Here is a 24,372-nt window from a genome sequence, read left to right on the forward strand (position 1 = left end):
GAAGTCATGGGCATTCAGAAGTCATGGCATTCAAAACAAAGAGCCCTGATTGCCATGCTCCTTGGCTTTGGCGACTGGCCTTACAGTTGCTTTCGGCCGTGCGGCACCGCTGGTCGCAACCGCATTGGCGGTTCCGTCGGCGAACTCCAGCGAAAGCGCCATCCCCGACGCCACGTCAGCCGCCTGCTTGATCACCGTACCGTCGGCGTCTTTCACCAAGGCAAAACCCCGCGCCAGCACCGCCTTGTGCGACAGCGTCGCCAGCAGCCGGTCGGCCTGGGTCAGTTTCCCCCGCAACCGTTCGATTCGCACCGAAATCACCCGGTCCTGCCGCCGTGACAAAGCAGCCAAAGTATCGGCCTGCAATTTTTGCCGCCTTGCAATCGGCGCGGGGGACAGCCTTGCAGCGGTACGCGAAAACCGTGTTCGCCGCTCGCGCACGATGGCGAAGAACGCCGCTTGCGCGCGGGCGAGGTCGCGGCCTGCCAGCGTGCGGGCCTCGTTCATGCGTCGCGACAGCGTGGCCGGCGTCAGCCGCTGCGCCTGAAGCCTGGCTCGCTTGCGTTGGACACTGACGGACAGCGCCCGGCCAAGCCGGCTCGTCGCCTCGTCGAAACGCCGGCGCGGCAGCGCCAGCAATTGGTCGGGCGAGGGCAGCGCACGGGCGGCGGCACGGACCGCCTGGCGCTTGCGCTCGAAATTACGCGATGCCGCTGCCTTGAGCCGCGCACCAAGACCGGCAAGCGTCACTTCTAGGTCGGCCCGCACGGGCACGGCGATTTCGGCGGCACCCGTCGGTGTCGGCGCCCGCACATCCGCCGCCAGGTCGATCAGCGTCCAGTCCGTTTCATGGCCGACAGCGGAGATCACTGGAATGCGGGAGGCGGCGACGGCACGAGCCAGCGCCTCGTCATTGAACCCCCAAAGGTCCTCGAGGCTGCCGCCGCCACGCGCCACGATCAACAGGTCGGGCTGCGGGATAACACCATCCTGCGCCAGTGTGTTGAAACCGGCGACGGCGGCGGTCACTTCCGCGCCTGCCGTCTCGCCCTGCACCCGCACCGGCCACACAAGCACATGCAGCGGAAACCGGTCCTTGATCCGGTGGATGATGTCGCGAATGACGGAGCCTGTCGGCGAGGTGACGACGCCGATGACGCGCGGCATGAATGGCAGCAAGCGCTTGCGACCGGCATCGAACAGGCCTTCGGCCTGCAGCCGGCGCTTGCGTTCTTCCAGCAGTGCCATCAGCGCCCCGGCGCCGGCCGGCTCCAGATTGTCGATGACGATCTGGTAGTTGGACTTTCCGGGATAGGTGGTGAGCCTGCCTGTGGCGATCACCTCCATACCTTCTTCGGGGCGGAATTTCAGCCGGCTCATCGTGGTCTTCCACACCACGGCATCGAGCCGCGCGCGGTCGTCCTTCAGGCAGAAATAGGCATGGCCCGAGGAATGCGGCCCGCGATAGCCGGAAATTTCGCCGCGCACCCGCACATTGCCGAAGACGTCCTCGACCGTGCGCTTCAGTGCGCCGGAAATCTCGCTCACCGTGTATTCGGTGGCATTGGTGCGTGATTCGGATACTGCGTCGCTCATTGGCCGATTGGGGGGCGGTTGTGCGTCCGCGTCAAGACGGCTGTGTCCGGTGCCTGCCCAATTGCGGGGTCTTTCACCAGCCCGGCAGGATCTGGTTCGGCTTGGTTCGCTTCATCTTCGAAAAGGCGAGCGCTGCAAAGTCGAAGGTTCCCGTCTCTTCGCCGAGCGGCACGGAAATATTGTCGAGGCTTTCCGAAATGTGACGGGCAAGCGCCTCGACGATCTCCGGTCGCGACGTCTGGCCGCGCATGATGCCGATGCGGCAATCGGGCAGGGGGCAGAATCCCTCGGCGTCGCCCAGAACCCTCATCCCGGGCCGCAGCGCACATTCCGGCAGCACCGAGATCGCCAGGCCGGAAAGCACCGCGGCGGTGATGACGGTTGCCGAGAAGCTGGTGAACAGGATGCGGTAGTCACGGTTCTGCCGGTCGAGCACGTCGACGGCAGCCCGCCGCCAGATGCAGTTCGGCCGGCCGAAAGCCATCGGCAATGTGTCTTGCTCATGCGTCGCGTGGTTGGCCGAAGTGACCCACAGCAGCGGTTCGCGCCGCACCACTTCCGACTGGCCGTGCGCGTCATTGTGCGTCACCAGCGCCAGATCGAGATTGCCGCGCTTGATATGGTCGACCAGCCCCGGCGTCGGCTCGCAGATCACGGTCAGCTCGACACGCGGATTGGAACGGGCGAAGCGGGCCATGATCTCGGGCAGGAAGCGATCGGCATAGTCGTCCGGCGTGCCGATGCGGATCGTGCCTTCGAGCCGCCGGTCGTCGAAGGCAGCCAGCGTTTCCCGATTGAGGAACAGCAGCCGCCTTGCATAGGACAGCAGCCTGTCGCCATCCTCGGTCAGCTTGTTGGTGCGCCCGTCCTTTTCGAACAGCGGCTTGCCGACCCGTTCCTCCAGCCGGCGCATCTGCATGGACACCGCCGACTGCGTCCGATGCACCTCTTCCGCCGCGCGGGTAAAGCTGCCGGTGTCGACGATCGAGACGAAGGTCTGCAACTGATCGAGATCGAGTGGCGCTTTCATCGGTCCAATCCATCATTAGTGTTGATGCTAAAGATTAGAAACATTCGTTGGATTAATCAATCAAGCAGTGGCAGATTCGGCATTGTCCACATCAAGGCAGTGCATGTCGCCTAAGTGGTCACCGTTTTTGGGACGACGACGTGCATCTTCTACGTGGATCGGGACCGGAACGGCCGCTGTTGCCAGCGCCGATCGCCCCGCTTCGTCCGTTCAAATATGAAGGAGGCTGATATGGCTACGTTCGACTTCGCCACCGAGACTTCGCGCATCACGTCGCGTCCGGCTATTGCGACGCGCGCGGCCAATGCCATTTCCAACGTCTACCGCGCCTGGAAAAACCGCCGCGCCTTCTACCGCCTCGGCGAAATGTCGGACTCCGAACTCGCCGACATCGGCTTGACGCGCGCCGATCTCCACGTCGCCATTGAGGTACCGTTTGGCCGCGATCCAACCGAGAGGCTTCGCGTCATCGCGACCGATCGCGCGGACACGATCGAGGATCTTGCCCGCAAGGTGGCCTGATCGCGTTCCGGTTGCTGCCCAGGATTTCGCAGGCTCCCACTCCCTGCCGGTTCCCCGCCGGCTCGCCTGCACACTGCCCGGTTCTCACAAGGACCGGGCATTTTCTTTGGGCGGCGCTGAAGATCAGGTGTCGGCCACCTCGTCAGTTTACCGCCGACCCATTCCCTGCTTGAACTGGTCGAAGATCGACTCCATGCCCTTTTGGTAGTCGTCGCGCTGCTGCGCACCCGTCTCGAACATCTTGCCGAACAGATCGTCGAATGGATTGCTTGGCCTGCCGCTCGGATTGGGCGCGGGCTGCGGTGCCTGGCGCTGTTGCGGCGCAGGCTGCCCCCCAGCCATGCCGCCCCCTTGGCCGCCGCCGAACATGTCCTGCAGCACCTTGCCGAGCGGATTGTCGCCCATCGGATTTTGCGTCTGCTGGGGCTGGCGCTGCGGCTGCTGCGCGCCACCGCCGAACATGTCCTGCAGCACTTTGCCGAGCGGATTGTCGCCCATCGGATTCTGCGTCTGCTGGGGCTGGCGCTGCGGCTGCTGCGCACCACCGCCGAACATGTCCTGCAGCACCTTGCCGAGCGGATTGTCGCCCATGGGGTTCTGTGTCTGCTGTGGCTGGCTTTGCGGCTGCTGGCCACCGCCGCCGAATATGTCCTGCAGCACCTTGCCAAGCGAATTGTCAGCTGGGTCTGCAGGCTGCGGCGGCTGGCGTTGCTGTGGTGCCGGCGCCTGGCCGCCGCCGCCCGCTTGCCGCATCATCTGCTCGATGAGCTCGCCGAGTGGATTGCCGCTGCCGCCGAAGCCGCCGGCCCCCTGCATCTGGTTGTTGGTCTGTTTGAACAGACCGCCCATGACCATCGAAGCGACGGCCGGCAGCATCTGCTGCAAGACCTGCTGGCTAACGCCGCTTGCCTGCGCAGCCTGGCCGGCAACGGCGCGCGACAGATCCTTCGAGCCGAACAGATGGCCAAGAATGCCGTTGCCTTCATCGACGCCCTGCGGCGAGAAAGCCCGGCTTGCGTCCTCGAAATATTTGGCGTGCTGGCCGCTGGCCATTGCCGTCATGAACGAGCCGAGCCCGTAAGGGTCGGAGGTGTTGCGCTTCAGCCCCTGTGAAAAGGCCGGCAGCAACGCCTCGACCGCCGATTGCGTTTGCTGCTGCGAAAGCCCGAACTGTTGGGCCAGCGCCTGCATGCCATTTCCGTTCTGAGCCTGTGCTAGAATGTCGAACAAGGAAGGCATTGGTTTTCTCCTCGGGAAAATCCTAGGGAGAGAAACTAATCCGTTTCCATCATTGATTGAAGCGGCTTTCTTGAGCTGTCGGCCAAGCGGATAGCGAACAGTTAATACGCATACTCCATGAACACTGGCTCGATCGAACCGCCCCAGCGCGTATGATAGGCCGAGAGCAGCTCTTCGGCGCTGGTGGTACCGCGCGCGACGACTTCGTCCAGCGTGCTGAGGAACGAAGTTTCGTCGTAGCCGTCACGGTTCTTGCGGCCGCGGTTCTTCAGCCCCATGCGGGAGATGACCAGCACGTCGCGGGCGATCTCGCGCAGTGTCGTGTTGCGGAACGGCGCCGAAATACCTTGCGCGGGCACGGCGTTGCGCATTGCCAGCACTTCTTCATAGCTCCAGCTCGAGGTCAGCGCCTCGGCCGCGTCGAGCGCCGCCGCGTCATAGAGCAGCCCGACCCAGAACGCCGGCAGCGCGCAGATGCGCCGCCACGGTCCGCCATCGGCGCCGCGCATTTCAAGGAAACGCTTCAAGCGCACGTCGGGAAACAGCGTCGACAAATGGTTCGCCCAATCGCCCATCGTCGGCAGCCCGTCGGGTATCTCCTTGCGGGCGGCACCTGCCATGAACTGGCGGAAGGTGACGTGCGTCATGTCGTGGTACTGGCCGTCGCGGATGACGAAGTACATCGGCACGTCGAGCGCCCATTCGACATAGTCGGCGAAGCCGAAATCGGGCGAGAAGCAGAATTCGAGCAGGCCCGAGCGCTGGTTGTCGGTGTCGCGCCAGATGTCGCCGCGCCAGCTCTGCAATCCGTTGGGCCGGCTCTCGGTGAAGGGCGAGTTGGCGAACAGCGCCGTCGACAGCGGCTGCAGCTTCAGCGACACCTGCATCTTGCGGCGCATGTCGGCCTCGCTCTCGAAGTCGAGATTCACCTGGATGGTGCAGGTGCGGTACATCATGTCGAGGCCCTTGGTGCCGACCTTGGGCATATAGCGCGTCATGATCTCGTAGCGAGATTTCGGCATTTTCGGCGTCTCGGCCAGCGACCATTTCGGGCTGCCGCCGAGGCCGAGGAAGCGGATGCCCATAGGCTCGGCGATCTCGCGCACCTGCGCCAGATGCGCATTGCCCTCGCGGCAGGTCTGGTGGATCGTCTCCAGCGGTGCGCCAGACAGCTCGAACTGGCCGCCGGGTTCCAGCGAGATCGCGCCCTGGCCGGTCGGCTCGACCAGGCCGATGATGCGGCCGTCGTCGATGATAGGATCCCAGCCGAGTTTTTCCTGCATGCCTTCGAGAATGGCGCGGATGCCGTGCTCGCCGCCATAGGGCACCGGCGCATTGCCGTCGATATAGAACGGGAATTTCTCGTGTTCGGTGCCGATGCGCCATTTGTCGCGCGGCTTGTTGCCTTCGGCCAGATGCTCGACAAGCTCGTCGACGCCTTCAATGGGCCGGAAATCGGTTGTGTCGCGCGCCATTACAAGTCCTCTGCAGGCGGTCAGACGACCGCCGACGCTAGATGACGAAATGTCAGTAGACGAGCAAGCGAAAAATCCTGAGCCACAGGGTAACTGGAATTGATCACCAGTCTCCGACCGTCGCCTGCATCACGGCAAGTGCCGCCACCGCAGCCGTATCGGCGCGCAGGATGCGGGGACCAAGCGGAATCGCCGTGACGAAGGGCAGCGCCCTCAGCAGCCTTCGTTCCTCGTCGGAAAACCCACCCTCCGGCCCGACCAGCAGCCCGAACTTCTTCTCCCGCACCGCTTGCAGCGCGGGCAGGGGATTGTTGGTCGAGGCATCCTCGTCGCAGAAGATCAACCGCCGTTCCTTGTCCCAGCCTGCCAGCAGGCGTTCGAATTTTTCCGCCTCGCGCACCTCCGGCACGGCCAGGATGCCGCATTGTTCGGCGGCCTCGACGACATTGGCGCGCAGGCGTTCTATGCCAGGCTTTGTCGCTTGCGTGTGCTGGGTGACGACCGGCTGCAGGACGCCGGCGCCCATCTCGACCGCCTTCTGCACCAGATAATCGAGCCGCCCCTGCTTCAATGGCGCAAAACAGTAGACGAGATCGGGCAGCGGCGGCTGCGGCCGCTGCAAGGTGAGCACCTTCAGGCGTACCGCTTTCTTGGATTTGGCGGCGATTGCCGCTAACCATTCGCCGTCACGGCCGTTGAACAACAGGACTTCGGCGCCTTCGCCGAATCGCAGCACATGCATCAAATAGTGGCCCTGCTGCGGGCTCGCCTCAAACTCGATATCCGGTCCGAGGTCGTCCGGCACGAACAGCCGCTGCATCTTGTAATTGGCGCGCATCGCCGAGGAATGGGCGAGCCGGCTCCTGGCGTCAAGTCTCGGCCGAGGGATGCCAGACGGGTTCGTAGCCTTGCCTCAGCACGGATACGGTGGTTGCCGGCGTGAGCAGGCGGATTGGACGGTTGGCAAAGCCGCCGAATCCCACCGGATGGCCCCCCACCGGATGCGTATAGCCTGCGAACGACCAGCGCAGTGCCTTGCCGCTGCGCAATGCATAAGCGTTGCCGCCGTCCGCGACCATAGCGCCGTCCGGCAGCCCGGCAAGCTCTTCTGCGGATACGACCGGTGCCCGCCCGCCTGCCGCGAGCCGCTCCTTATGCAGTCGCTTGTCGACCTGCGGTGCGCGCGGCTCGGCAATGCCGAAGGATACGCCGAAGCGCTGGACGAAATCCCTGGCCCGTTCGCGCCGGCAGAAGAAGCAGGGCCGATGCCCGGCCGAGAGCGCCGTCACCTCGTCCAGGAAAAACAATTCGGTCCAGCCGGGTTTTCCTCCTGGCCGATTTCGGCCCATCGGCTCGCGCTGCGCGTCGCGGAATTCGCAGACGCAGATGATCCAGGCATGCAGCGCCCAGCGCTTTTTCAGCAGCGTCTTCGTTTCGGGATCATGGATGATGCCGCGATTGCCCATGAACAGGCCGCGTTCCGGCACGGCATGGATGACGCCGAACGGGTCTACCCGGTTCTGCAGTGGCATAGCTTTCTCCCCGAATACGCATCTTGGCTGGAATGACGGCGGCATGATATCGCTCGTCGCATCTTTTTCGTGTCAGCAGGTTTTTCGATGCGGGTGCTGGTGGTCCAGAACTACGACAAAGCGGGCCTTGGCCAGGTCGGCGCAGCGCTTGCTGAGGCCGGCGCCGATCTCGATCTGCGCCGCCCCTATCAAGGCGATGCCCTGCCGGAAGATGCTGCCGGGCACGACGCCTTGGTGGTGCTTGGCGGTGGCCAGAACGCGCTGGCCGACGACGACTATCCCTATTTCCCCGCCTTGCTCGAACTGACCCGCGATTTCGCCGACAGGGACCGCGCCGTGCTCGGCATCTGCCTCGGCAGTCAGCTGGTCGCCCGCGCCTTTGGCGGCGAGAACCGGATCGGCGCTGCCAACGAATTCGGCTGGTGCGGCGTATCGCTGACGCCGGCGGCCAAGGCCGATCCGGTGCTCGGCGCACTGCCCGAGAAATTTCCTATCTTCGAATGGCACGACGACACCTTTGTGCTGCCTGAAAACGCCGTGCGGCTCGCCGGCAACGATGTCGCCGAGAACCAGGCGTTTCGCATCGGCCGCGCCGTCTATGGTTTTCAGTTCCATTTCGAGGCCGACCGTCCGATGGTCCGCGACTGGAGCAAGTCCTTCGCCCCGCTCATAGCCCAGCGGCATCCCGACTGGAGCGATCGGCTCGACGACGAAATCGCCCGCAACGGACCGGATGCCGATGCCGCCGGGCTGGCCATCGCCCGCGCCTGGGTGGCGGCAATCTGACGCTTGTCAGGACGTACGTTGCATATTTGGCACGCCGGCAAAAATCCGCTGTGGACAGTTTCTTTCGTCCTTGGCTTGTGGCCGCCCGCCACCCTAGAAGGCACCCGCTCTGCATCGTCAATGCAACGCGATAAACCCTTTGGATCACTCGCGCGACACATCGCCGATACAGAACATCCCTAGAAGCGCGAAATCGTGTTTTCCGTTTCAACCCATTGGTAACCCGGCTCGTGCACAGATACAGAAAGCTCAACAAGAGATGACGTCCGTGAAAGCAGCGCTTCTGTCCTTTGTCATGTTGTCGGCCATCGTGTTGTGCGGCCTCGGCACCTATGCTGGCGACGCAGCCAACAATCACAACGCCATCGACGGCTATGGCGTCACCACTGCGCTTCGCTAGGCTCTCTGCACAGAGATTTTGATTCTTTGACTGGGCCTGACAGGCACCATCGATAGTTGCTGGTAACCGGCCTGCAATCTCCAGGGTTTACGATTAGCCAGCCATAACCCAGGCCTTCGTCATCCTAGGGCGGAGCGACGCGAAGCGGAGCGCAGACCCTGGGATCCATTCCGTTACATCGGCCGAAGAATGCAGCGGTCCAGAACGGCGGTCGTACCGGCAATGGCGCCAGCAACCCTTAAACCATGACCGGCTACGTCCATATAAGCGCTTGTCAGAGTGCGGCACGATCTATATCGGCGTTGCCAACGACCTCGGCCGCCGGATGCCAGAGCACAACCGGTCAGCGTTTGCGCTTCACCAGCCGCTACGGCCGGAGTATTGCTGTGAGGTAGCGGCTGGATCCCAGGGTCTGCGCCGCGTCGCTTCGCTCCTTGCTCCGCCCAGGGATGACGAAGCGAGGGAAATCTGCGAGGTTTGCGGCCCGCCACCGAGATTGGCTGACAGAAACCATCGGCGGTCGCTGCCGATCAGCTCTGCGAAAAATGCTTTTAAGCTCTCTCCCCCGATACCACCAGGATACGCTTGTCCGCGCCGTCCACGACGAGCGCGGTAAGGTTTCCCGTCTGCCAGGCGAGCGTGTCGATGTTAACGCGGTTGATCATCACCTCCGCCTCCGGCACCGGCGTGTGGCCGTGCACCACGATCTTCGGATGGAGGCCCGCATGGTTGTGGAAGATATCGCGGATCCAGATCAGGTCCTGCGTGCTCTGACTTTCCAGCGCAATGCCCGGGCGGATGCCGGCATGGCAGAAGAAGAAGTCGCCGAACGTCAATGAAAACGGCAGCGACTGCAGGAAGTCGACATGGCTTTTCGGCACGGCCTCGACAAGCGCTGCATGGCCTTGCCGCAGTGCTGCCTCGGACCTGCCAAACCACGCGCCGCCGCCTTCATTGAGCGCCACGCCGTAGGATTGCGCGGTCTGGATGCCGCCATAGCGCATGAAAAGCCCGTCCGCATCCGGTGTGTCGAGAAAGTCGAGGAAGCCGATGTCGTGATTGCCGGCGAGCATCAGGTGGCGCGGGTCGCGTTTTTGCGCTTCGATCAGGAAATCGAGGACCCCCTTGGAATCCGGGCCGCGGTCGACATAGTCGCCGAGATGGATGACACGCCAGTCGGCCGGCCGTGCCTGGCGGATCTCGGCCGCAATCCGGTGGTACATGGCGGCAAGCAGGTCGAGCCGGCCATGCACGTCGCCGACCGCATAAAGGCGGATGCCTTCCGGTCCGCGCGCGTCGAGAAAGTGGATGCCGGGGGCGGTCAATGCTTGCATCTCTGTGATCATGCCGTCACGGGAGTCTAACGTCGAAGCTGATCCTTGCCCATGTCGGTTACCAAACGCTTTCCGCACAGCGCCAGCGTTATGTCCATCTCCTTGCGGATGATCTCCAAGGCTTTTGTCACGCCTTCCTTACCGAGCGCGCCCAAGCCGTAAAGGAAAGGCCGGCCGATATAGGTGCCCTTGGCACCGAGGCAAAGCGCTTTCAGCACATCCTGGCCCGAGCGGATGCCGCCATCCATATGGACCTCGATCGTGTCGCCGACCGCGTCGGCGATCTCTTCGAGCACTCCGATCGACGACGACGCACCATCGAGCTGGCGTCCGCCATGATTGGAGACGATGATCGCGTCGGCGCCGGTCTTGGCCGCCATCAGCGCGTCTTCCTTGTCGAGGATGCCCTTCAGAATCAGCTTGCCGCCCCAGCGCTCCTTGATCCAGGCAACGTCCTTCCACGACAGATGCGGGTCGAATTGCTCCGTCGTCCATGACGACAGCGAGGTGAGGTCGCCGACGCCCTTGGCGTGGCCAACGATGTTGCGGAAGGTCCGACGCTTGGTGCCTGCCATGCCAATGCACCAGCCCGGCCGGGTCGCCACCTGCCACATGTGCTTCGGCGTGAAACGCGGCGGCGCCGAAAGCCCGTTGCGGATATCCTTGTGACGCTGGCCGAGAATCTGCAGATCGAGCGTCAGTACCAGCGCCGAGCATTTCGCTGCCTTCGCCCTGTCGATCAGGTCGAGGACGAAATCCTTGTCGCGCAGCACGTAGAGCTGGAACCAGAACGGCTTCTTGGTCACCGATGCGACATCCTCGATCGAACAGATGCTCATCGTCGACAGCGTGAACGGCACGCCGAATTCCTCCGCCGCCTGCGCCGCCAGCATCTCGCCGTCGGGGTGCTGCATGCCGGTCATGCCGGTCGGCGCCAGCGCCACCGGCATCGCCACTTTCTCGCCGATCATGGTCGATTCCAGCGAACGGTTGCTCATGTCGACCAGCACGCGTTGGCGGAATTTGATCTTTTGGAAATCTTCCTCGTTCGCCCGGTAGGTGCTTTCGGTCCATCCACCTGAATCGGCATAGTCGAAGAACATCTTCGGCACGCGGCGGCGCGCCAGGTCCTTGAGATCGGCGATGGTGAGGATCATGCTCATGGGCTTCCCGCTGGTTCTTCGCTAATTCGTCGTTGTTGATTTTTTCTTGCCGGCGCTCAAGAGCGTTTCTTTGCCGGCTCGCTGTCGCCGGCTTCGGAGCGCTGCATGAGCCTCAGGCGCGACACGCGCTGCCAGTCGCCGCTGCGCTCGGCCTCGGTCATGGCGCGTTCGACATGGGTGATGTGGTCCATGGCCGCCTGTCTTGCAGCCGCCGGGTCGCCGGCTTTCACCGCTGCGTAGATCGCCCGGTGTTGCGAAAGCAGCGCCTCGCGCGCGCCCGGCACGTTGAACACCAAAAGCCGGTTCTGGAACACGCCCTCCGACAGCAGCCGGTAGCACGAGCGCAGCGTATGCAAGAGGATGATGTTGTGCGCACATTCGCAGATCGCGTGGTGGAACTCGACGTCGATTTCCGCCTCGTCGTCGAAGTTGCCGGTCCGGTGCGCCTCGTCCATGCGCGCCATGATGCGGTCGAGCAGCGCCAGGTCGTCGGATGTGGCGCGTCGCGCCGCGTACTCGGCCGCTACCGCTTCGATCTCGCGGCGGTATTCCAGATAGTCGGTCGCCGCTTTGCGGTGCATAGAGATCAGGTCCGTCACCGGCTTGGTGAACAGCTGGCCGATGACGTCGGCGACATGGGTGCCGCCGCCGGGCCGTGTCGTCAGCAACCCGCGCCCCTCCAGCACCTTCAGCGCATCGCGCAGGATCGGCCGCGATACTTCGAACCGACGCGCCAGCTCGCGTTCGCCCGGTAGCTTGTCGCCGGTGCGCAGGACGCCTTCGAGGATCAGGTTTTCGATCTGCTGCACCACCTCGTCGGCGGTCCGAGAATGCTCGATCCTGGAGAAAATGTCGCTCAACGGGAATGCCTGGGTTGAACCGGTCTTGCGCAGGATAAAGCCAGTGTCGATAGGTGGTCAAATTATTTATCCAATTGGTTCGCCGGGCAGATTGCGACGCTGAGGCGGATATCGTCTTCGGCTAATCTCTTATTTGCGACAAAACATTCTCGGCATCGAAAATTGCGAGCCGTCGGGTTTCCCGAATTTGGCAAGTGGGATTTGCAACAGTGACAAGTCGCTGGTAAAACATTTTTACCACTCAATTGAAGGAGGCTGTGAATGTCCGGCCTGCTGATGCCGAAGCCAGACGACGCCACGATGCGCCGGCGCGACGAGATCGTCGCCGATATGCGCATCATCGTGCCGGGCGAAGGCGTCGTCGACGCGGCCAATTCGATGCGTGCGTTCGAGAGCGACGGCCTCACCGCCTATCGGCAATTGCCGCTGGTCGTGGTGCTGCCCGAAACGGTGGCGCAGGTGTCGCGCGTGCTGAAATATTGCAACGACCGCAATATCCGCGTCGTGCCGCGTGGTTCCGGCACCTCGCTGTCCGGCGGCGCGCTGCCGCTCGAAGACGCCGTGCTGCTGGTGATGAGCCGGTTCAACCGCATCCTCGAGATCGATTTTCCCAACCGCATCGTCGTCGCCCAGCCGGGCGTCACCAATCTTGGCATCACCACCGCCGTCGAGCAGGAGGGCTTTTATTACGCCCCCGATCCATCCTCCCAGATCGCCTGCTCGATCGGCGGCAATGTCGCGGAGAATTCCGGCGGCGTGCATTGCCTGAAATATGGTCTTACCGCCAACAATGTGCTCGGTATCGAGATGGTGCTGATGAACGGCGAGGTGGTGCGGCTCGGCGGCAAGCACCTCGACGCGGAAGGCTATGACCTGCTCGGCGTCATGACCGGTTCCGAAGGGCTTCTTGGCGTCGTCACCGAAGTCACCGTGCGGATCCTGAAGAAGCCGGAGACGGCGCGGGCGCTTCTGATCGGCTTTCCGACCAGCGAGGAGGGCGGCCAGTGCGTCGCCGACATCATCGGCGCCGGCATCATCCCGGGCGGCATGGAGATGATGGATCGCCCGGCTATCCACGCGGCCGAGGATTTCGTCCATGCCGGCTATCCCCTGGATGTCGAGGCGTTGCTGATCGTCGAGCTCGATGGACCCGGCGTCGAGGTCGATCATTTGATCGGCCTTGTCGAAGCCATCGCCTATAGGAACGGCTCGACCACATGCCGCATCTCGCAGTCGGAGCAGGAACGGCTGAGCTTCTGGGCCGGCCGCAAGGCAGCCTTCCCGGCGGTCGGCCGCATCTCACCCGACTATTACTGCATGGACGGCACCATCCCGCGCAAGGAACTGCCGCGCGTGCTCGCCGGCATGCGCGAGCTCTCGGAAAAATATGGCCTCGGCGTCGCCAATGTCTTCCATGCCGGCGACGGCAACCTGCATCCGCTCATCCTCTATGACGCCAATATGCCGGGCGAGCTCGACAAGGCGGAAAGCTTCGGCGCCGACATCCTGCGGCTCTGCGTCAAGGTCGGCGGCGTGCTGACCGGCGAGCACGGGGTCGGCGTCGAGAAGCGCGACCTGATGCCGGAAATGTTCAACCAGATCGACCTCGACCAGCAGATGCGGGTCAAATGCGCTTTCGACCCCAACCATCTGCTCAATCCGGGCAAGGTGTTTCCGCAGTTGCGCCGCTGCGCCGAGCTCGGACGCATGCACGTGCATCGCGGGCAGACGGCGTTTCCCGACATTCCGAGGTTTTGATGGTAGCGTCGCAGAATGGCGGTTCCTCTCCCCCGCGTTGCGGGGGCGAGGAACCCAAGTTCTGCCGCGCTTGTCCACATACCCGCGTGAGGCCTGAGTTGCTGTTCAAACAATCCTCGCTGGACAAAATCGCACGCGGCGACATTACGCTCGCCTTTCGCCGATGGAAGCGGCCGACGGTCAAGGCCGGCACAAGGCTGCGGACGGCAGCCGGAGTCGTGCGCATCGGCAAGGTCGAACCGGCAGACGAGACCGGACTGACTGACGCAGATGCGATGGCTGCGGGTTACGCCGATCGCGCCGCCCTCCTTGCTGATCTCCGCGCCGGTGGTGATCGCAGCCTCTACCGGATTGCTTTCGACGGCGTTGAGGTCGACGCACGGATCGGCTTGCGCAATTCGGGGGACCTGTCCGATGCCGATTGGCATGCGCTTGCGGCGCGTTTCGAACGCTGGGACAAGACCGCTCCTGGCTACTTCGCCGCGATACTCGGCTTGATTGCGAGAAACGCTGCCACGCCAGCAGCGTCCCTCGCCGACAAACTCAGCGTCGAAAAGCCGAAATTCAAACAGGATGTCCGCAAGCTCAAGGAGCTTGGCCTGACCGAGAGCCTTGATGTCGGTTACAGGTTGTCGCCAAGAGGTGAGGCAGTTCTCGAAAGACTTCGGGAGCATAGGCTTTGACCACCTTCACCCCATCCACATCAGCCGAAGTCCTCTCCACCGTCGCCTGGGCCGCGGCGGAAGAATCGCCGCTCGAAATCCTCGGCCACGGCTCCAAACGCGGCATTGGCCGCCCGCTGCAGACGGAACACACGCTCGACCTGTCGAAACTGTCCGGCGTCACGCTCTACGAGCCGGCCGAACTGGTGCTGTCGGCGAAAGCCGGCACGCCGCTCGCCGAGATCGAAAGCCTGCTTGCCGAAAACGGCCAGCAGCTTGCCTTCGAGCCGCTGGATTTCGGCCCGCTGCTCGGCGGCGAGAAGGGAAAAAGCACCATTGGTGGTGTGCTGGCGGCGAACCTTTGCGGCCCGCGCCGGCTGAAGGCGGGCGCGGCGCGCGACCATATCCTCGGCATTGCAGCGGTTTCGGGCCGCGGCGAGGCCTTCAAGTCGGGCGGTCGTGTGGTCAAGAACGTCACCGGCTATGATCTCTCCAAGCTCATGGCCAACAGCTGGGGCACGCTGGCTGTGTTCACCGACGTCACCTTCAAGGTCCTGCCCGCTGCCGAAACCGAAGTCACGCTCGCCGTCCGTGGCCTGCTCGACGACCATGCCGCGGCGGCCATGGCGCTGGCGCTCGGCTCCAGCGCGGAAGTGTCGAGCGCCGCCCATCTTCCTGAACGCGTCGCCGCACGGGTCGCCGGCGGCAGTCTCGGCGGTGCCGCGGCGACATTGCTGCGCGTCGAAGGGTTTGGGCCGTCGGTCGCCTACCGCATCGCCGCTCTGAAAGACCTGCTCCGAAATGCCGGCCCGCTCGAGGAAATTTCGGGCGATATCTCGCATTCCGTCTGGCGCGATATCAGAAATTGCGCACCGTTTGCCGACGGCCTGGAAAAGCCGGTGTGGCGCGTGTCGATGGCGCCGGCACAAGGTCACCAGATGGTGCTGGCACTGCGCATGCAGGCGGCCGTCGATGCCTTCTATGATTGGCAGGGTGGACTGGCCTGGCTGCGCATGGAACATGGCGATCCCGAAGCCGATCTCCTGCGCGGACTGGTGAGACAATATGGCGGCGGCCATGCGACGCTGGTGCGCGCCGCCCCTTCGCATCGCGCCGCTGTGCCGGTATTCGAGCCACAGGCGCCGCAACTGGCGGCATTGTCGGCGCGGCTCAAAGCCGAGTTCGATCCCAAGAATATCCTCAATCCCGGCCGTATGGCGCCGGCTGCAGGCTCTGCTACTCTTGGCCCGGCAACCGAGAGAGCAGCATCATGAGCGACATCAATCCAGGCCCGACCGACTCAGGCAAACCCGCGCCGCGCCAGACCGACCGCTGGCTGGAGCCCGGTCCGACCAACGCACTGGTCATCTACATCCTCTATCTTGCCAGCCTCGTCATCGGCGTCACCGGCATTGTCGGCATCGTTCTGGCCTATATCAACCGCGGCAAATCGGGCGGCTTCGTCGAGAGCCACTACACATTCCTGATCCGCACCTTCTGGATCGGCCTGCTTTATGCGCTGGTCTCGGTTGTGCTGATGATGGTGGCGATAGGCGTCGTGCTGATGTTCGCCGTCGCCGTCTGGTTCATCGCCCGCTGCATTCTCGGCCTGCAGGCGCTGCAGCGCGGCGAGCCGGTCAAAAATCCGGAAAGCTGGTTTCTGGGATTATAGGAATTTCTAGTGCAGACCAATTTCTCAGCTGCCCAGCTCGCCGATCCGCATGTCGCGGAATCGGAAAAGATCCTGCGCAAATGCGTGCATTGCGGCTTCTGCACAGCCACCTGCCCGACCTACGTGACGCTTGGCAACGAGCTGGATTCGCCACGTGGGCGGATCTACCTGATCAAGGACATGCTGGAGAACGGCCGTCCGGCCGACAAGGAAATCGTCACCCATATCGACCGTTGCCTGTCCTGCCTCGCCTGCATGACCACCTGTCCGTCGGGCGTCAACTACATGCATCTGGTCGATCATGCCCGCGCCCATATCGAGGGAACCTACAAGCGCCCGCTGCTCGATCGCCTGACGCGCGCCATGCTGGCTTTCGTGCTGCCTTATCCCGCGCGTTTTCGAGCTGCGCTCAAGCTGGCGAAGCTCGGCCAGCCATTCGCCGGTCTGTTCGAAAAGGTCTCGGCATTGAAGCCGCTGGGCGCGATGCTCAAGCTCGCTCCGGCGTCGGTTCCCGTCGCCTCGCCAATGGCTTCGCCGGGCATCCATGCCGGCCAGGGTGCGAGAAAAATTGGCCGCGTCGCCATCCTCACCGGCTGCGCGCAATCCGTGCTCGATCCCGGCATCAACGACACGACGATCGCGCTGCTGACGCGGCTCGGCGTCGACGTCGTCGTGCCTGAGGGCGAGGGCTGCTGCGGCGCGCTGGTGCATCATATGGGCCGCGAGGAGGCCGCGCTTGCTGCGGCCAGGCGCAATGTCGACGCCTGGACGCGCGCCATCGACCAGGGCGGGCTGGATGCCATCGTCATCACCGCGTCCGGCTGCGGCACCACCATCAAGGATTATGGTTTCATGCTACGCCTCGATCCGGCCTATGCCGGCAAGGCGGCGCTTGTGTCGGCGCTGGCCAAGGACATCACCGAATATCTGATGGGCCTCGACCTGCCGGAGCCGGTGCGCAAGCCGGGCACCATCGTCGCCTATCACTCGGCCTGTTCGATGCAGCACGGCCAGAAGATCACCCGTCAGCCGAAGGAGCTTCTGGCCAAAGCCGGCTTTGTCGTGCGCGAGCCGCGCGAGGGGCACCTGTGCTGCGGCTCGGCCGGCACCTACAACATCCTGCAATCCGAGATTTCGGCTCAGCTGCGTGACCGCAAGGTCAGGAATATCGAGGCGACGGGTGCTGAAATCGTCGCCACCGGCAATATCGGCTGCATCACCCAGATCGCCTCGGCTGCGAAGCTGCCAGTGGTGCATACGATAAAACTGCTCGACTGGGCCTATGGCGGGCCGAAACCGGACGGCGTGCGGGAAAACAGGTCGGTCGTGGCAGCGGAGTGACGTTACTCCAGACTGCTCTCACTCAGCAGCGAGCTTGTCCACCACGCCGTAGGTCGCCTGGTAGCGCGCGCGCTGGCGGCTGAGCGCCACCATCGTGTTGCGCAAAAGAATCGCCACGGTGATGGGGCCGACGCCGCCCGGCACCGGCGTGATCCAGGACGCGACATGCTTGACGCTCTCGGTATCGACGTCGCCGACGATGCGGCTTTCCCCGTCCGGTCCGATCTCGGCATTGATCCCGATGTCGATGACTGCCGCACCCGGCTTGACCATGTCGGCCTTGATCAGCCGCGGCTTGCCAACCGCGACGAACAGCGCGTCGGCGCGGCGCGCGTGCGCTGCCACCGAACGCGTCATGTGATGGCAGACCGTCACCGTCGCGCCTTCGCTCATCAGCAGGAAGGCGATCGGCTTGCCGACGATCTCGGAATGACCGACGATGACGACCTCTAGCCCCTTCAGATCGAGACCGGTTTCCTTGAGCAGTTCGACCGAAGCGGCGGCCGTGCACGGCGCGAGGTCGAGCTGGTTGTAGACGATATTGCCGATTGAGGCTGGATGCATGCCCTCGACGTCCTTGAGCGGATGCACCGCCGCTTGCAGTGTCTTGATCGGGATATGCGCCGGCACCGGCCGCTGGATGATGATGCCGGTGACGCGTGGATCGGCATTAAGGCCGTGGATCGCCGCTTCCAGTTCGCCTGATGTGATGTCGGCGAAAAACCGTCTTTCCTCGAAACCGATGCCGGCCAATGCCGCCTTGGCGCGCTGGTTGCGCACATAGACATCGACCGCTGCGGTGTCGCCGACAGTGATCGATATCAGTTTGGGCGGAAAACCTTCGGCGGTGGCGATCGTTGCATCCTCGCGAACGGCAGCGATGATGCGTTGGGCGACCGGGCCACCTTTGAGATAGCGGCTGTCGTCGGGCAGGGGCATAGAGATGGGCCTTTATCTGGAAGCGCTGCGGCCGACATAGCAAAAAAACGAGAAGAATGGCAGCGAGAATGCGAACCGCCATACCTTCAGCGCGACGTGCTGGCCAAGCCCGATCGTGTTCCAGAAACAGAAAGGGCAGCGCGGTTTGCCGTGCTGCCCTTTCGTGACTGGCCGCATCCCCACACGGCCCGTCCCCCGTTATCCCGGATCCAGAGTTTTCTGGTATCCCTGATCCAGAGTTGTCTGGTATCCCTGATCCAGAGCTTTTCTGGACAGAATCAGCAATAAAATCAACTGCAAATTATATCACCACAACCGTCGTGCCAACATTGACGCGTTCATAAAGGTCGACAACATCTTCGTTGCGCATGCGAATGCAGCCCGACGAGACCGCGCCGCCGATTGTCCATGGCTGGTTGGTGCCGTGGATGCGGTAGAGCGTCGAGCCGAGATAAAGCGCGCGCGCGCCGAGCGGGTTCTCGCTGCCGCCGGCGACATAGGTCGGCAAATAGCGCCCCTTGGCGGCCTCGCGCGTGATCATCTCCGCCGGCGGCCGCCATTCGGGCCAGACCTTCTTCTGCGAGATCTTGTGCTTGCCGGCCCATTCGAAGCCTGGCTTGCCGGTGCCGACGCCATAGCGGCGCGCCTTGCCGTTGTTCTCGACCAGATAGAGAAAATTCTCCGTCGTATCGATGACGATCGTGCCCGGCTTGTGCGGGCCGTCATAAGCGACTTCCTGCGGCAGGTAGATCGGGTTGATCTGCGGGCGCGCGACCATGCGCTTCTTGGACGGCGCCTGCACCGCGGCCGTGTGCAGCTGAGCCGGTTGCGCCTGCCGTTGATAACGGCGCTGCGGCCTTTGCATCTCTTGCCTGCCCTGCCGGACGATGCCCGGCGCGCGGCCAAGCTGCAGCACCCAGGGCGCCGAAAGGTCAGGGCTCACCATCACCGGCGGCCTGTCGGCATAACGGTCGCGGGCACTGGAGGATGTAGCGGCGGCGGCCAGTACGGCTGCGGCGCCGAGCAGCGGGAACAAAAATGTTTTCATCGAAACGCACCTTGATCGTCGAACACGCCGGGGCGCAAAGGCGTCCCCGATCGCCCGGACATTGGCGCGAAGCGGCAACTGAAACATGAATCGGAATGCGTAAAATGCCGATGTGTCAGTAAAGCTTTCGGTGTGGTTACCGGCCGGTTCAGGAATCTGGTAAAGCCGGAGTAAAGCGGCGCAAAAGCGCATTAACGAAGTGGAATTCCGCCATGGATGAGAACACAGGCCTGCTCGCCGGCCCCGATGGTATCGCGCGCTGCTTCTGGCACGGCAATCTACCGGACTATCTGCACTACCACGATCACGAATGGGGCCGGCCGGTCACCGACGACCGCAGGCTGTTCGAAAAGATCTGCCTCGAAGGCTTTCAGTCGGGCCTGTCCTGGCTGACCATATTGCGCAAGCGCGAGAATTTCCGCGAGGCCTTCGCCGGCTTCGATATCGACAAGGTCGCCGCGTTCACCGACAAGGATGTCGAGCGCCTGCTCGGCAATGCCGGCATCATCCGCCACCGCGGCAAGATCGTCTCGACCATCAACAACGCCAAGCGTGCGCGCGAAATGGCCGACGAGGCCGGCTCGCTGGCCGCCTGGTTCTGGAAGTTCGAACCCGGCCCGGACGAACGGCCAGAAATCGTCGATCTCGCCCATCTGCGCGCCAATCCGACCACGGCGGTCTCGGTGCGGATTTCGAAGGAGCTGAAGAAACGCGGCTGGAGCTTCGTCGGCCCGACCACCGTCTACGCCTTCATGCAAGCCATGGGGCTGGTCAACGACCATCTCGAAGGCTGCGTTTGCCGCGAACAGGTCGAAGCGGAACGCAAGACGTTCAAGCGCCCGAAGTGAGCTTCCTCACCGCCGAAGCGGGCGACAAAACTCAAGCACCGCCGGCGCCGGCCAGAAAAAGCCCGGCGACGATGGCCGCTATCGTGGCAAAAGCCGGATAGATCACCAGCAGGCTGGTCATCAGCGCATCGCGCATGGTCGGTCCTGTACGCTCGTCCGCGGCGATCTCGAATGGCCCCGCCGTTTGGCCGGCCAATCCGCGTGCATGGCCATCGGCCCGTCGCAGCCGGGGCAGGTCGGCGGCGCCGTTGTCGATAGTGTCGAATTCCCGTGCCGTGATCATGGCCCGAACCTCTTGTTTCGGCGCGCTTTATCGGCTGCGATTGTGTCGGCACAATGCCGCGCTTATGGCGGAATTGTTTCGTTTTGGCTCCGGTTTGTTTCAGGAAACGTGCAAACGCTTGCCGCTCCCGGCTGCATCGGTTAGGACACCCGCGCTGTGGAAATTCAGCAGTTTTGCCGATCCACGGAACGCCACGAAACACCGGGTACCCATGCCATGGCCGACAAATCGGAAAAGACGAAAGCGCGGCTGCCGCGCGGCTTTGCCGACCGCAGCGCCGACGACATCCGTGCCGTCGAAAAGATGATGGCAACGATCCGTGGGGTCTACGAGCTTTACGGCTTCGAGCCGGTCGAGCAGCCGCTGATCGAATACACCGATGCGCTGGGCAAATTCCTGCCCGACCAGGACCGGCCAAACGAAGGCGTGTTCTCGTTCCAGGACGATGACGACCAGTGGCTGTCGCTGCGCTACGACCTGACCGCGCCGACGGCACGTTTCGTCGCCGAGAATTACGAGCGCCTGCCGAAACCCTACCGCAGCTACCGCTCCGGCTGGGTGTTCCGCAACGAAAAGCCCGGCCCCGGCCGCTTCCGCCAGTTCATGCAGTTCGACGCCGACACAGTCGGCACGCCGGGTGTGGCTGCGGACGCCGAGATGGCGATGATGATGGCCGATGTGATGGAAGCGCTCGGCATCAAACGCGGCGATTACGTCATCCGCGTCAACAACCGCAAGGTGCTCGACGGCGTGCTGGAGGCGATCGGCCTTGGCGGTGATGAGAATGCCGGACGCCGGCTGACGGTGCTGCGTGCCATCGATAAGCTGGACAAGCTTGGTGTTGAGGGTGTGCGCCTTTTGCTTGGCGCCGGGCGCAAAGACGAGAGCGGTGATTTCACCAAGGGTGCGGGGCTGAACAACGTTCAAGCTGAGGCAGTACTTTTCGCTACCTCGAAGCCTGAGCGAGGTGATTTAGGGCACCCGGATTCTGCAGTGAGAGCCAGCCAGTTTTTCAATGAAGGCGTTGCCGAACTATCAACCATTGAAGACTTGGTAAGAGCAGCTGGATACGGCGAAGACCGCATAGTTATGGACCGTTCCGTCGTCCGCGGCCTCGAATATTACACCGGCCCGGTCTACGAGGCCGAGCTTCTTGCGGAAATCCCCAATGAGGATGGCCAGATCGTGCGCTTCGGCTCGGTCGGCGGCGGAGGGCGCTATGACGGCCTCGTCTCGCGCTTCCGTGGCGAGCCGGTGCCGGCAACCGGCTTTTCCATCGGTGTCTCCAGGCTGATGACCGCGCTGAAGAACCTCGGCAAGCTCGACACGTCGGACATCGTCGCGCCGGTCGTCGTGCTCACCATGGACAAGGACACCGAAAGCCTTGGCCGCTACCAGAAGATGGTCGCCGAACTGCGCGCCGCCGGCATCCGCTCCGAAATGTATCTCGGCGGCGCCGGCATGAAGGCGCAGCTCAAATATGCCGACCGCCGCGGCAGCCCCGTCGCCATCATCCAGGGCGGCGACGAGCGGGCCAAGGGCGAGGTGCAGATCAAGGACCTGATCGAAGGCGCGCGCATGTCGGCGGAGATATCAGACAACGCCGAATGGCGCGCCGCACGGCCGGCGCAGGTGACGGTGGCGGAAAGCGGGTTGGTCGGCGAGGTGAGGAAGATACTCGCGGCGCAGGCGGCCGATCGCGCGAAAGGTGGCGCTTGAACACCCCCCTCTGGCCTGCCGGCCATCTCCCCCGCAAGGGGGGAGATCGGCAGCGTCGGCACCGGCACTTACCTCTCGACCCTGAAAATAGGGCGAGGGCGGTGACGAGAGCGATCTCCCCCCTTGCGGGGGAGATGGCCGGCAGGCCAGAGGGGGGTGCCTCGCGCCCAACCGATCAATGACCTCCCGCTATCCCGCCATCGCATCAGACATCGCCGAGCTCTTCGCCGCGCGCAACACCCACGCGGTGGAAGTTGCGGTGCTGCAGCCGGCCGACCCGTTTCTCGACATGGCCGGCGAGGATCTGCGCCGGCGTATTTTTCTCACCGAAAGCGAGACCGGCAATACGCTCTGCCTGCGGCCCGAATTCACCATTCCGGTCTGCCTCGACCACATTGCCAGCCAGGCCGGCACGCCGCGCCGTTATTCCTATCTCGGCGAGGTGTTTCGCCAGCGCCGCGAGGGCGGCAATGAGTTTTTCCAGGCCGGCATCGAGGATCTCGGCGACCGCGACACGGCCGCCGCCGATGCTCGCTCGCTGGCCGATGCGCATGCACTGCTTTCCCTGGCGCTGCCGGCACGGCCTTTGACGGTCACGCTCGGCGACCAGACTTTATTCGAGGCGGTGCTCGCCGCCCTCGGCCTGCCGCGTGGCTGGCGCATGCGGCTGGCCCGCGCCTTCGGTTCGGCGGCGATGCTGGAGGCAGCGCTTGCCGACCTCGCCAACCCGCCGCGCAACGGTCAGCTCGCCGGTGCGGTCGCTGCCCTTGTGCTCGATGGCGATCTGGAAGGGCTTTCGTCGCACATCGCCGGCGGCATGGAGCAAGCCGGCCTGTCGGCATCGGCCGGGCGCTCGCCATCCGACATTGCGCGGCGCCTGATCGAGAAGGCCGAGTTACGCAGCGTGCGGCTGTCGAACGAGGCGTTTTCGGCGCTGAAGACTTTTTTGGCGATCGACGTGCCGCTCGACGGCGCTGCAAAAGCGCTCGAAATCTTCGCGACCGGCGCCGGGCTTTCGCTGGGCGCGGCGCTGGACAATTTTTCCGCACGTGCAAAGTCGATCGAAGCTCTTGGCCTGCCAGTCGAAAAAATCCGCTACGATGCCGCCTTTGGCCGTCCGCTCGATTACTACACGGGCATGGTCTTCGAGATCGCTACGGAAGGCGGCGAGCGGCCGTTGGCCGGCGGCGGTCGCTATGACCGGCTGCTGACGCTGCTCGGCGCGAAAACGCCGATTCCCGGCGTCGGCTTTTCCGTCTGGCTCGACCGCATCGAAGCGCTGCGGGAGCAGGCGCCATGATCACGCTGGCGATCCCGTCGAAGGGTCGGCTCAAGGAGCAGGCGCTGGAGGTGTTGACCCAGGCCGGGCTTGCCGTCAGCCTGCCCGGCGACGAGCGCAAATACCGCGCCCGCATCGAAAGCGCGGAAGCCGTTGAGGTGGCGTTCCTGTCGGCGTCCGAAATCGCTGGCGAGATCGGCCAGGGTTCGGTCGATCTCGGCATCACCGGCGAGGATCTGGTGCGCGAAAGCCTCGCCGACTGGGAGGCACGCGCGGAGATCGTCGCCCGGCTCGGCTTCGGCAATGCCGATGTCGTGGTGGCGGTGCCCGACATCTGGCTCGACGTCGATACGATGGCCGATCTCGACGACGTCGCCGCCGATTTCCGCCAGCGCCACGGCAGGCGGCTCAGGATCGCCACCAAATACTGGCGGCTGACGCAGCAGTTTTTTTCGCAAAAGCACGGCATCCAGGTCTACCGCATCGTCGAAAGCCTGGGCGCCACCGAGGGTGCGCCGGCAGCAGGACTGGCCGATGTCGTCGTCGACATCACCACGTCAGGCTCAACGCTGCGCGCCAATCATCTGAAGGTGCTGGCCGACGGCGTCATCTTGCGCTCGCAGGCCTGCCTTGTTGCGTCGAGGAAGACGCGTGCCGCTGCGGATGAAGCAGTGTTGCGCGACATCGCCGCGAAGATGGCTTCGGTCGCGTAAATCCCTTCCCCTTGTGGGAACTGCGGCAGAGGGGGTGGAAAGGATCGTCCTGGGGCGGAGCATATTTGTTCTTGCTTTGTGCCGGCACTTATGCTATTAAACTCCGCATCGTGCTGATTTGCGCCAACCACCCGCCGCTAAGGCGGGTTTTTTTGTTTCCGGCGCCATCCTCA

At 63.6% G+C, this 24,372-nt stretch carries 24 protein-coding genes; 12 read left to right on the forward strand and 12 right to left on the reverse strand.

Annotated elements, in window-relative coordinates:
- Positions 1 to 30 precede the first annotated feature (30 nt).
- Positions 31 to 1,596, reverse strand: coding sequence for an exodeoxyribonuclease VII large subunit (gene xseA, locus AC0L26_RS04620; RefSeq protein ID WP_473631460.1), 1,566 nt, complete (start codon positions 1,594 to 1,596; stop codon positions 31 to 33).
- Between the two features lie 73 nt (positions 1,597 to 1,669).
- Positions 1,670 to 2,626, reverse strand: coding sequence for a LysR substrate-binding domain-containing protein (locus AC0L26_RS04625; RefSeq protein ID WP_473631461.1), 957 nt, complete (start codon positions 2,624 to 2,626; stop codon positions 1,670 to 1,672).
- 231 nt (positions 2,627 to 2,857) lie between these two features.
- Between AC0L26_RS04625 and AC0L26_RS04630 the strand changes: the two genes are divergently transcribed.
- Positions 2,858 to 3,148, forward strand: a complete 291-nt coding sequence (locus tag AC0L26_RS04630; RefSeq protein ID WP_352937205.1) for a DUF1127 domain-containing protein — start codon at positions 2,858 to 2,860, stop codon at positions 3,146 to 3,148.
- A gap of 147 nt (positions 3,149 to 3,295) precedes the next feature.
- On the opposite strand, the gene AC0L26_RS04635 is transcribed toward AC0L26_RS04630, so the two are convergent.
- The 4 genes from AC0L26_RS04635 to AC0L26_RS04650 all read right to left on the reverse strand — a co-directional run bounded on the left by AC0L26_RS04635 (position 3,296) and on the right by AC0L26_RS04650 (position 7,394).
- The gene (locus AC0L26_RS04635) at positions 3,296 to 4,387 is read right to left on the reverse strand and encodes a DUF937 domain-containing protein (RefSeq protein ID WP_473631462.1); all 1,092 of its coding nucleotides are present in this window, start codon (positions 4,385 to 4,387) and stop codon (positions 3,296 to 3,298) included.
- 101 nt (positions 4,388 to 4,488) lie between these two features.
- Positions 4,489 to 5,862 carry a glutamate--cysteine ligase gene (locus AC0L26_RS04640; RefSeq protein WP_473631463.1) on the reverse strand — a complete coding sequence of 458 codons (1,374 nt, stop codon included), beginning with the start codon at positions 5,860 to 5,862 and terminating at the stop codon, positions 4,489 to 4,491.
- Between the two features lie 103 nt (positions 5,863 to 5,965).
- Positions 5,966 to 6,700, reverse strand: a complete 735-nt coding sequence (locus tag AC0L26_RS04645) for a 16S rRNA (uracil(1498)-N(3))-methyltransferase (protein ID WP_473631464.1) — start codon at positions 6,698 to 6,700, stop codon at positions 5,966 to 5,968.
- A 31-nt stretch (positions 6,701 to 6,731) separates the two neighbouring features.
- On the reverse strand, positions 6,732 to 7,394 hold the full coding sequence (locus tag AC0L26_RS04650; RefSeq protein WP_473631465.1) for a hypothetical protein: 663 nt from the start codon (positions 7,392 to 7,394) through the stop codon (positions 6,732 to 6,734).
- Between the two features lie 87 nt (positions 7,395 to 7,481).
- Between AC0L26_RS04650 and AC0L26_RS04655 the strand changes: the two genes are divergently transcribed.
- Entirely contained in the window at positions 7,482 to 8,180 is a 699-nt protein-coding gene (locus AC0L26_RS04655; protein ID WP_473631540.1) for a type 1 glutamine amidotransferase, read from the forward strand.
- Between the two features lie 268 nt (positions 8,181 to 8,448).
- Complete coding sequence (locus tag AC0L26_RS04660; protein ID WP_352937229.1) at positions 8,449 to 8,580, forward strand: hypothetical protein; 132 nt, start codon at positions 8,449 to 8,451, stop codon at positions 8,578 to 8,580.
- A gap of 551 nt (positions 8,581 to 9,131) precedes the next feature.
- On the opposite strand, the gene AC0L26_RS04665 is transcribed toward AC0L26_RS04660, so the two are convergent.
- Genes AC0L26_RS04665 through AC0L26_RS04675 form a run of 3 tightly spaced genes read right to left on the reverse strand, consistent with a single transcriptional unit; the run spans position 9,132 to position 11,937 of the window.
- On the reverse strand, positions 9,132 to 9,905 hold the full coding sequence (locus AC0L26_RS04665) for a metallophosphoesterase (RefSeq protein WP_352937228.1): 774 nt from the start codon (positions 9,903 to 9,905) through the stop codon (positions 9,132 to 9,134).
- 35 nt (positions 9,906 to 9,940) lie between these two features.
- The gene (locus AC0L26_RS04670) at positions 9,941 to 11,077 is read right to left on the reverse strand and encodes an alpha-hydroxy acid oxidase (RefSeq protein WP_292405417.1); all 1,137 of its coding nucleotides are present in this window, start codon (positions 11,075 to 11,077) and stop codon (positions 9,941 to 9,943) included.
- Between the two features lie 56 nt (positions 11,078 to 11,133).
- Positions 11,134 to 11,937 carry a FadR/GntR family transcriptional regulator gene (locus AC0L26_RS04675; RefSeq protein WP_352937215.1) on the reverse strand — a complete coding sequence of 268 codons (804 nt, stop codon included), beginning with the start codon at positions 11,935 to 11,937 and terminating at the stop codon, positions 11,134 to 11,136.
- Positions 11,938 to 12,198: 261 nt separating this feature from the next.
- Here AC0L26_RS04675 and AC0L26_RS04680 point away from each other — a divergent pair, with 261 nt between their 5' ends.
- The 5 genes from AC0L26_RS04680 to glcF all read left to right on the forward strand — a co-directional run bounded on the left by AC0L26_RS04680 (position 12,199) and on the right by glcF (position 17,370).
- Complete coding sequence (locus AC0L26_RS04680) at positions 12,199 to 13,695, forward strand: FAD-linked oxidase C-terminal domain-containing protein (protein WP_473631466.1); 1,497 nt, start codon at positions 12,199 to 12,201, stop codon at positions 13,693 to 13,695.
- Between the two features lie 98 nt (positions 13,696 to 13,793).
- Positions 13,794 to 14,378 (forward strand): ASCH domain-containing protein, encoded by a 585-nt coding sequence (locus AC0L26_RS04685; RefSeq protein ID WP_473631467.1) that lies wholly within the window; start codon positions 13,794 to 13,796, stop codon positions 14,376 to 14,378.
- Complete coding sequence (locus AC0L26_RS04690; RefSeq protein WP_473631469.1) at positions 14,375 to 15,631, forward strand: FAD-binding protein; 1,257 nt, start codon at positions 14,375 to 14,377, stop codon at positions 15,629 to 15,631. Before AC0L26_RS04685 ends, AC0L26_RS04690 begins: the two co-directional genes overlap by 4 nt.
- Positions 15,628 to 16,029, forward strand: coding sequence for a DUF4870 family protein (locus AC0L26_RS04695; protein ID WP_354492019.1), 402 nt, complete (start codon positions 15,628 to 15,630; stop codon positions 16,027 to 16,029). Before AC0L26_RS04690 ends, AC0L26_RS04695 begins: the two co-directional genes overlap by 4 nt.
- A 9-nt stretch (positions 16,030 to 16,038) precedes the next feature.
- Positions 16,039 to 17,370, forward strand: a complete 1,332-nt coding sequence (glcF, locus tag AC0L26_RS04700) for a glycolate oxidase subunit GlcF (protein ID WP_473631470.1) — start codon at positions 16,039 to 16,041, stop codon at positions 17,368 to 17,370.
- Between the two features lie 18 nt (positions 17,371 to 17,388).
- Here the strand turns inward: glcF and AC0L26_RS04705 are convergent, their stop codons facing one another.
- Both AC0L26_RS04705 and AC0L26_RS04710 read right to left on the reverse strand, forming a co-directional pair.
- Positions 17,389 to 18,309 (reverse strand): bifunctional 5,10-methylenetetrahydrofolate dehydrogenase/5,10-methenyltetrahydrofolate cyclohydrolase, encoded by a 921-nt coding sequence (locus tag AC0L26_RS04705; RefSeq protein WP_473631471.1) that lies wholly within the window; start codon positions 18,307 to 18,309, stop codon positions 17,389 to 17,391.
- A 301-nt stretch (positions 18,310 to 18,610) separates the two neighbouring features.
- Positions 18,611 to 19,357 carry a L,D-transpeptidase gene (locus AC0L26_RS04710; RefSeq protein ID WP_473631472.1) on the reverse strand — a complete coding sequence of 249 codons (747 nt, stop codon included), beginning with the start codon at positions 19,355 to 19,357 and terminating at the stop codon, positions 18,611 to 18,613.
- Positions 19,358 to 19,569: 212 nt separating this feature from the next.
- Here AC0L26_RS04710 and AC0L26_RS04715 point away from each other — a divergent pair, with 212 nt between their 5' ends.
- Positions 19,570 to 20,205 carry a DNA-3-methyladenine glycosylase I gene (locus tag AC0L26_RS04715; protein WP_473631473.1) on the forward strand — a complete coding sequence of 212 codons (636 nt, stop codon included), beginning with the start codon at positions 19,570 to 19,572 and terminating at the stop codon, positions 20,203 to 20,205.
- A 31-nt stretch (positions 20,206 to 20,236) separates the two neighbouring features.
- Here AC0L26_RS04715 and AC0L26_RS04720 read toward each other — a convergent pair whose 3' ends face one another.
- Entirely contained in the window at positions 20,237 to 20,488 is a 252-nt protein-coding gene (locus tag AC0L26_RS04720; RefSeq protein WP_473631474.1) for a hypothetical protein, read from the reverse strand.
- A gap of 216 nt (positions 20,489 to 20,704) precedes the next feature.
- Between AC0L26_RS04720 and hisS the strand changes: the two genes are divergently transcribed.
- The 3 genes from hisS (at position 20,705) to hisG (ending at position 24,199) form a co-directional block, all read left to right on the forward strand.
- Positions 20,705 to 22,207, forward strand: a complete 1,503-nt coding sequence (hisS, locus tag AC0L26_RS04725) for a histidine--tRNA ligase (protein WP_473631475.1) — start codon at positions 20,705 to 20,707, stop codon at positions 22,205 to 22,207.
- 178 nt (positions 22,208 to 22,385) lie between these two features.
- Positions 22,386 to 23,507 (forward strand): ATP phosphoribosyltransferase regulatory subunit, encoded by a 1,122-nt coding sequence (locus AC0L26_RS04730; protein ID WP_473631476.1) that lies wholly within the window; start codon positions 22,386 to 22,388, stop codon positions 23,505 to 23,507.
- Positions 23,504 to 24,199 (forward strand): ATP phosphoribosyltransferase, encoded by a 696-nt coding sequence (gene hisG / locus AC0L26_RS04735; RefSeq protein WP_473631477.1) that lies wholly within the window; start codon positions 23,504 to 23,506, stop codon positions 24,197 to 24,199. The genes AC0L26_RS04730 and hisG overlap by 4 nt, the downstream gene beginning before the upstream one ends.
- Positions 24,200 to 24,372: the final 173 nt, after the last annotated feature.

It is taken from the genome of Mesorhizobium sp. WSM4823 (assembly GCF_055811195.1).

What these genes read in the sequence shown, in the direction of transcription:
- xseA (WP_473631460.1), bottom strand. Translation starts at nt 1,596, where the DNA reads ATGAGCGACGCAGTATCCGAATCACGCACCAATGCCACCGAATACACG.
- AC0L26_RS04625 (WP_473631461.1), bottom strand. Translation starts at nt 2,626, where the DNA reads ATGAAAGCGCCACTCGATCTCGATCAGTTGCAGACCTTCGTCTCGATC.
- AC0L26_RS04630 (WP_352937205.1), top strand. Translation starts at nt 2,858, where the DNA reads ATGGCTACGTTCGACTTCGCCACCGAGACTTCGCGCATCACGTCGCGT.
- AC0L26_RS04635 (WP_473631462.1), bottom strand. Translation starts at nt 4,387, where the DNA reads ATGCCTTCCTTGTTCGACATTCTAGCACAGGCTCAGAACGGAAATGGC.
- AC0L26_RS04640 (WP_473631463.1), bottom strand. Translation starts at nt 5,862, where the DNA reads ATGGCGCGCGACACAACCGATTTCCGGCCCATTGAAGGCGTCGACGAG.
- AC0L26_RS04645 (WP_473631464.1), bottom strand. Translation starts at nt 6,700, where the DNA reads ATGCGCGCCAATTACAAGATGCAGCGGCTGTTCGTGCCGGACGACCTC.
- AC0L26_RS04650 (WP_473631465.1), bottom strand. Translation starts at nt 7,394, where the DNA reads ATGCCACTGCAGAACCGGGTAGACCCGTTCGGCGTCATCCATGCCGTG.
- AC0L26_RS04655 (WP_473631540.1), top strand. Translation starts at nt 7,482, where the DNA reads ATGCGGGTGCTGGTGGTCCAGAACTACGACAAAGCGGGCCTTGGCCAG.
- AC0L26_RS04670 (WP_292405417.1), bottom strand. Translation starts at nt 11,077, where the DNA reads ATGAGCATGATCCTCACCATCGCCGATCTCAAGGACCTGGCGCGCCGC.
- AC0L26_RS04680 (WP_473631466.1), top strand. Translation starts at nt 12,199, where the DNA reads ATGTCCGGCCTGCTGATGCCGAAGCCAGACGACGCCACGATGCGCCGG.
- AC0L26_RS04695 (WP_354492019.1), top strand. Translation starts at nt 15,628, where the DNA reads ATGAGCGACATCAATCCAGGCCCGACCGACTCAGGCAAACCCGCGCCG.
- AC0L26_RS04705 (WP_473631471.1), bottom strand. Translation starts at nt 18,309, where the DNA reads ATGCCCCTGCCCGACGACAGCCGCTATCTCAAAGGTGGCCCGGTCGCC.
- AC0L26_RS04710 (WP_473631472.1), bottom strand. Translation starts at nt 19,357, where the DNA reads ATGAAAACATTTTTGTTCCCGCTGCTCGGCGCCGCAGCCGTACTGGCC.
- AC0L26_RS04715 (WP_473631473.1), top strand. Translation starts at nt 19,570, where the DNA reads ATGGATGAGAACACAGGCCTGCTCGCCGGCCCCGATGGTATCGCGCGC.
- AC0L26_RS04720 (WP_473631474.1), bottom strand. Translation starts at nt 20,488, where the DNA reads ATGATCACGGCACGGGAATTCGACACTATCGACAACGGCGCCGCCGAC.
- hisS (WP_473631475.1), top strand. Translation starts at nt 20,705, where the DNA reads ATGGCCGACAAATCGGAAAAGACGAAAGCGCGGCTGCCGCGCGGCTTT.
- AC0L26_RS04730 (WP_473631476.1), top strand. Translation starts at nt 22,386, where the DNA reads ATGACCTCCCGCTATCCCGCCATCGCATCAGACATCGCCGAGCTCTTC.
- hisG (WP_473631477.1), top strand. Translation starts at nt 23,504, where the DNA reads ATGATCACGCTGGCGATCCCGTCGAAGGGTCGGCTCAAGGAGCAGGCG.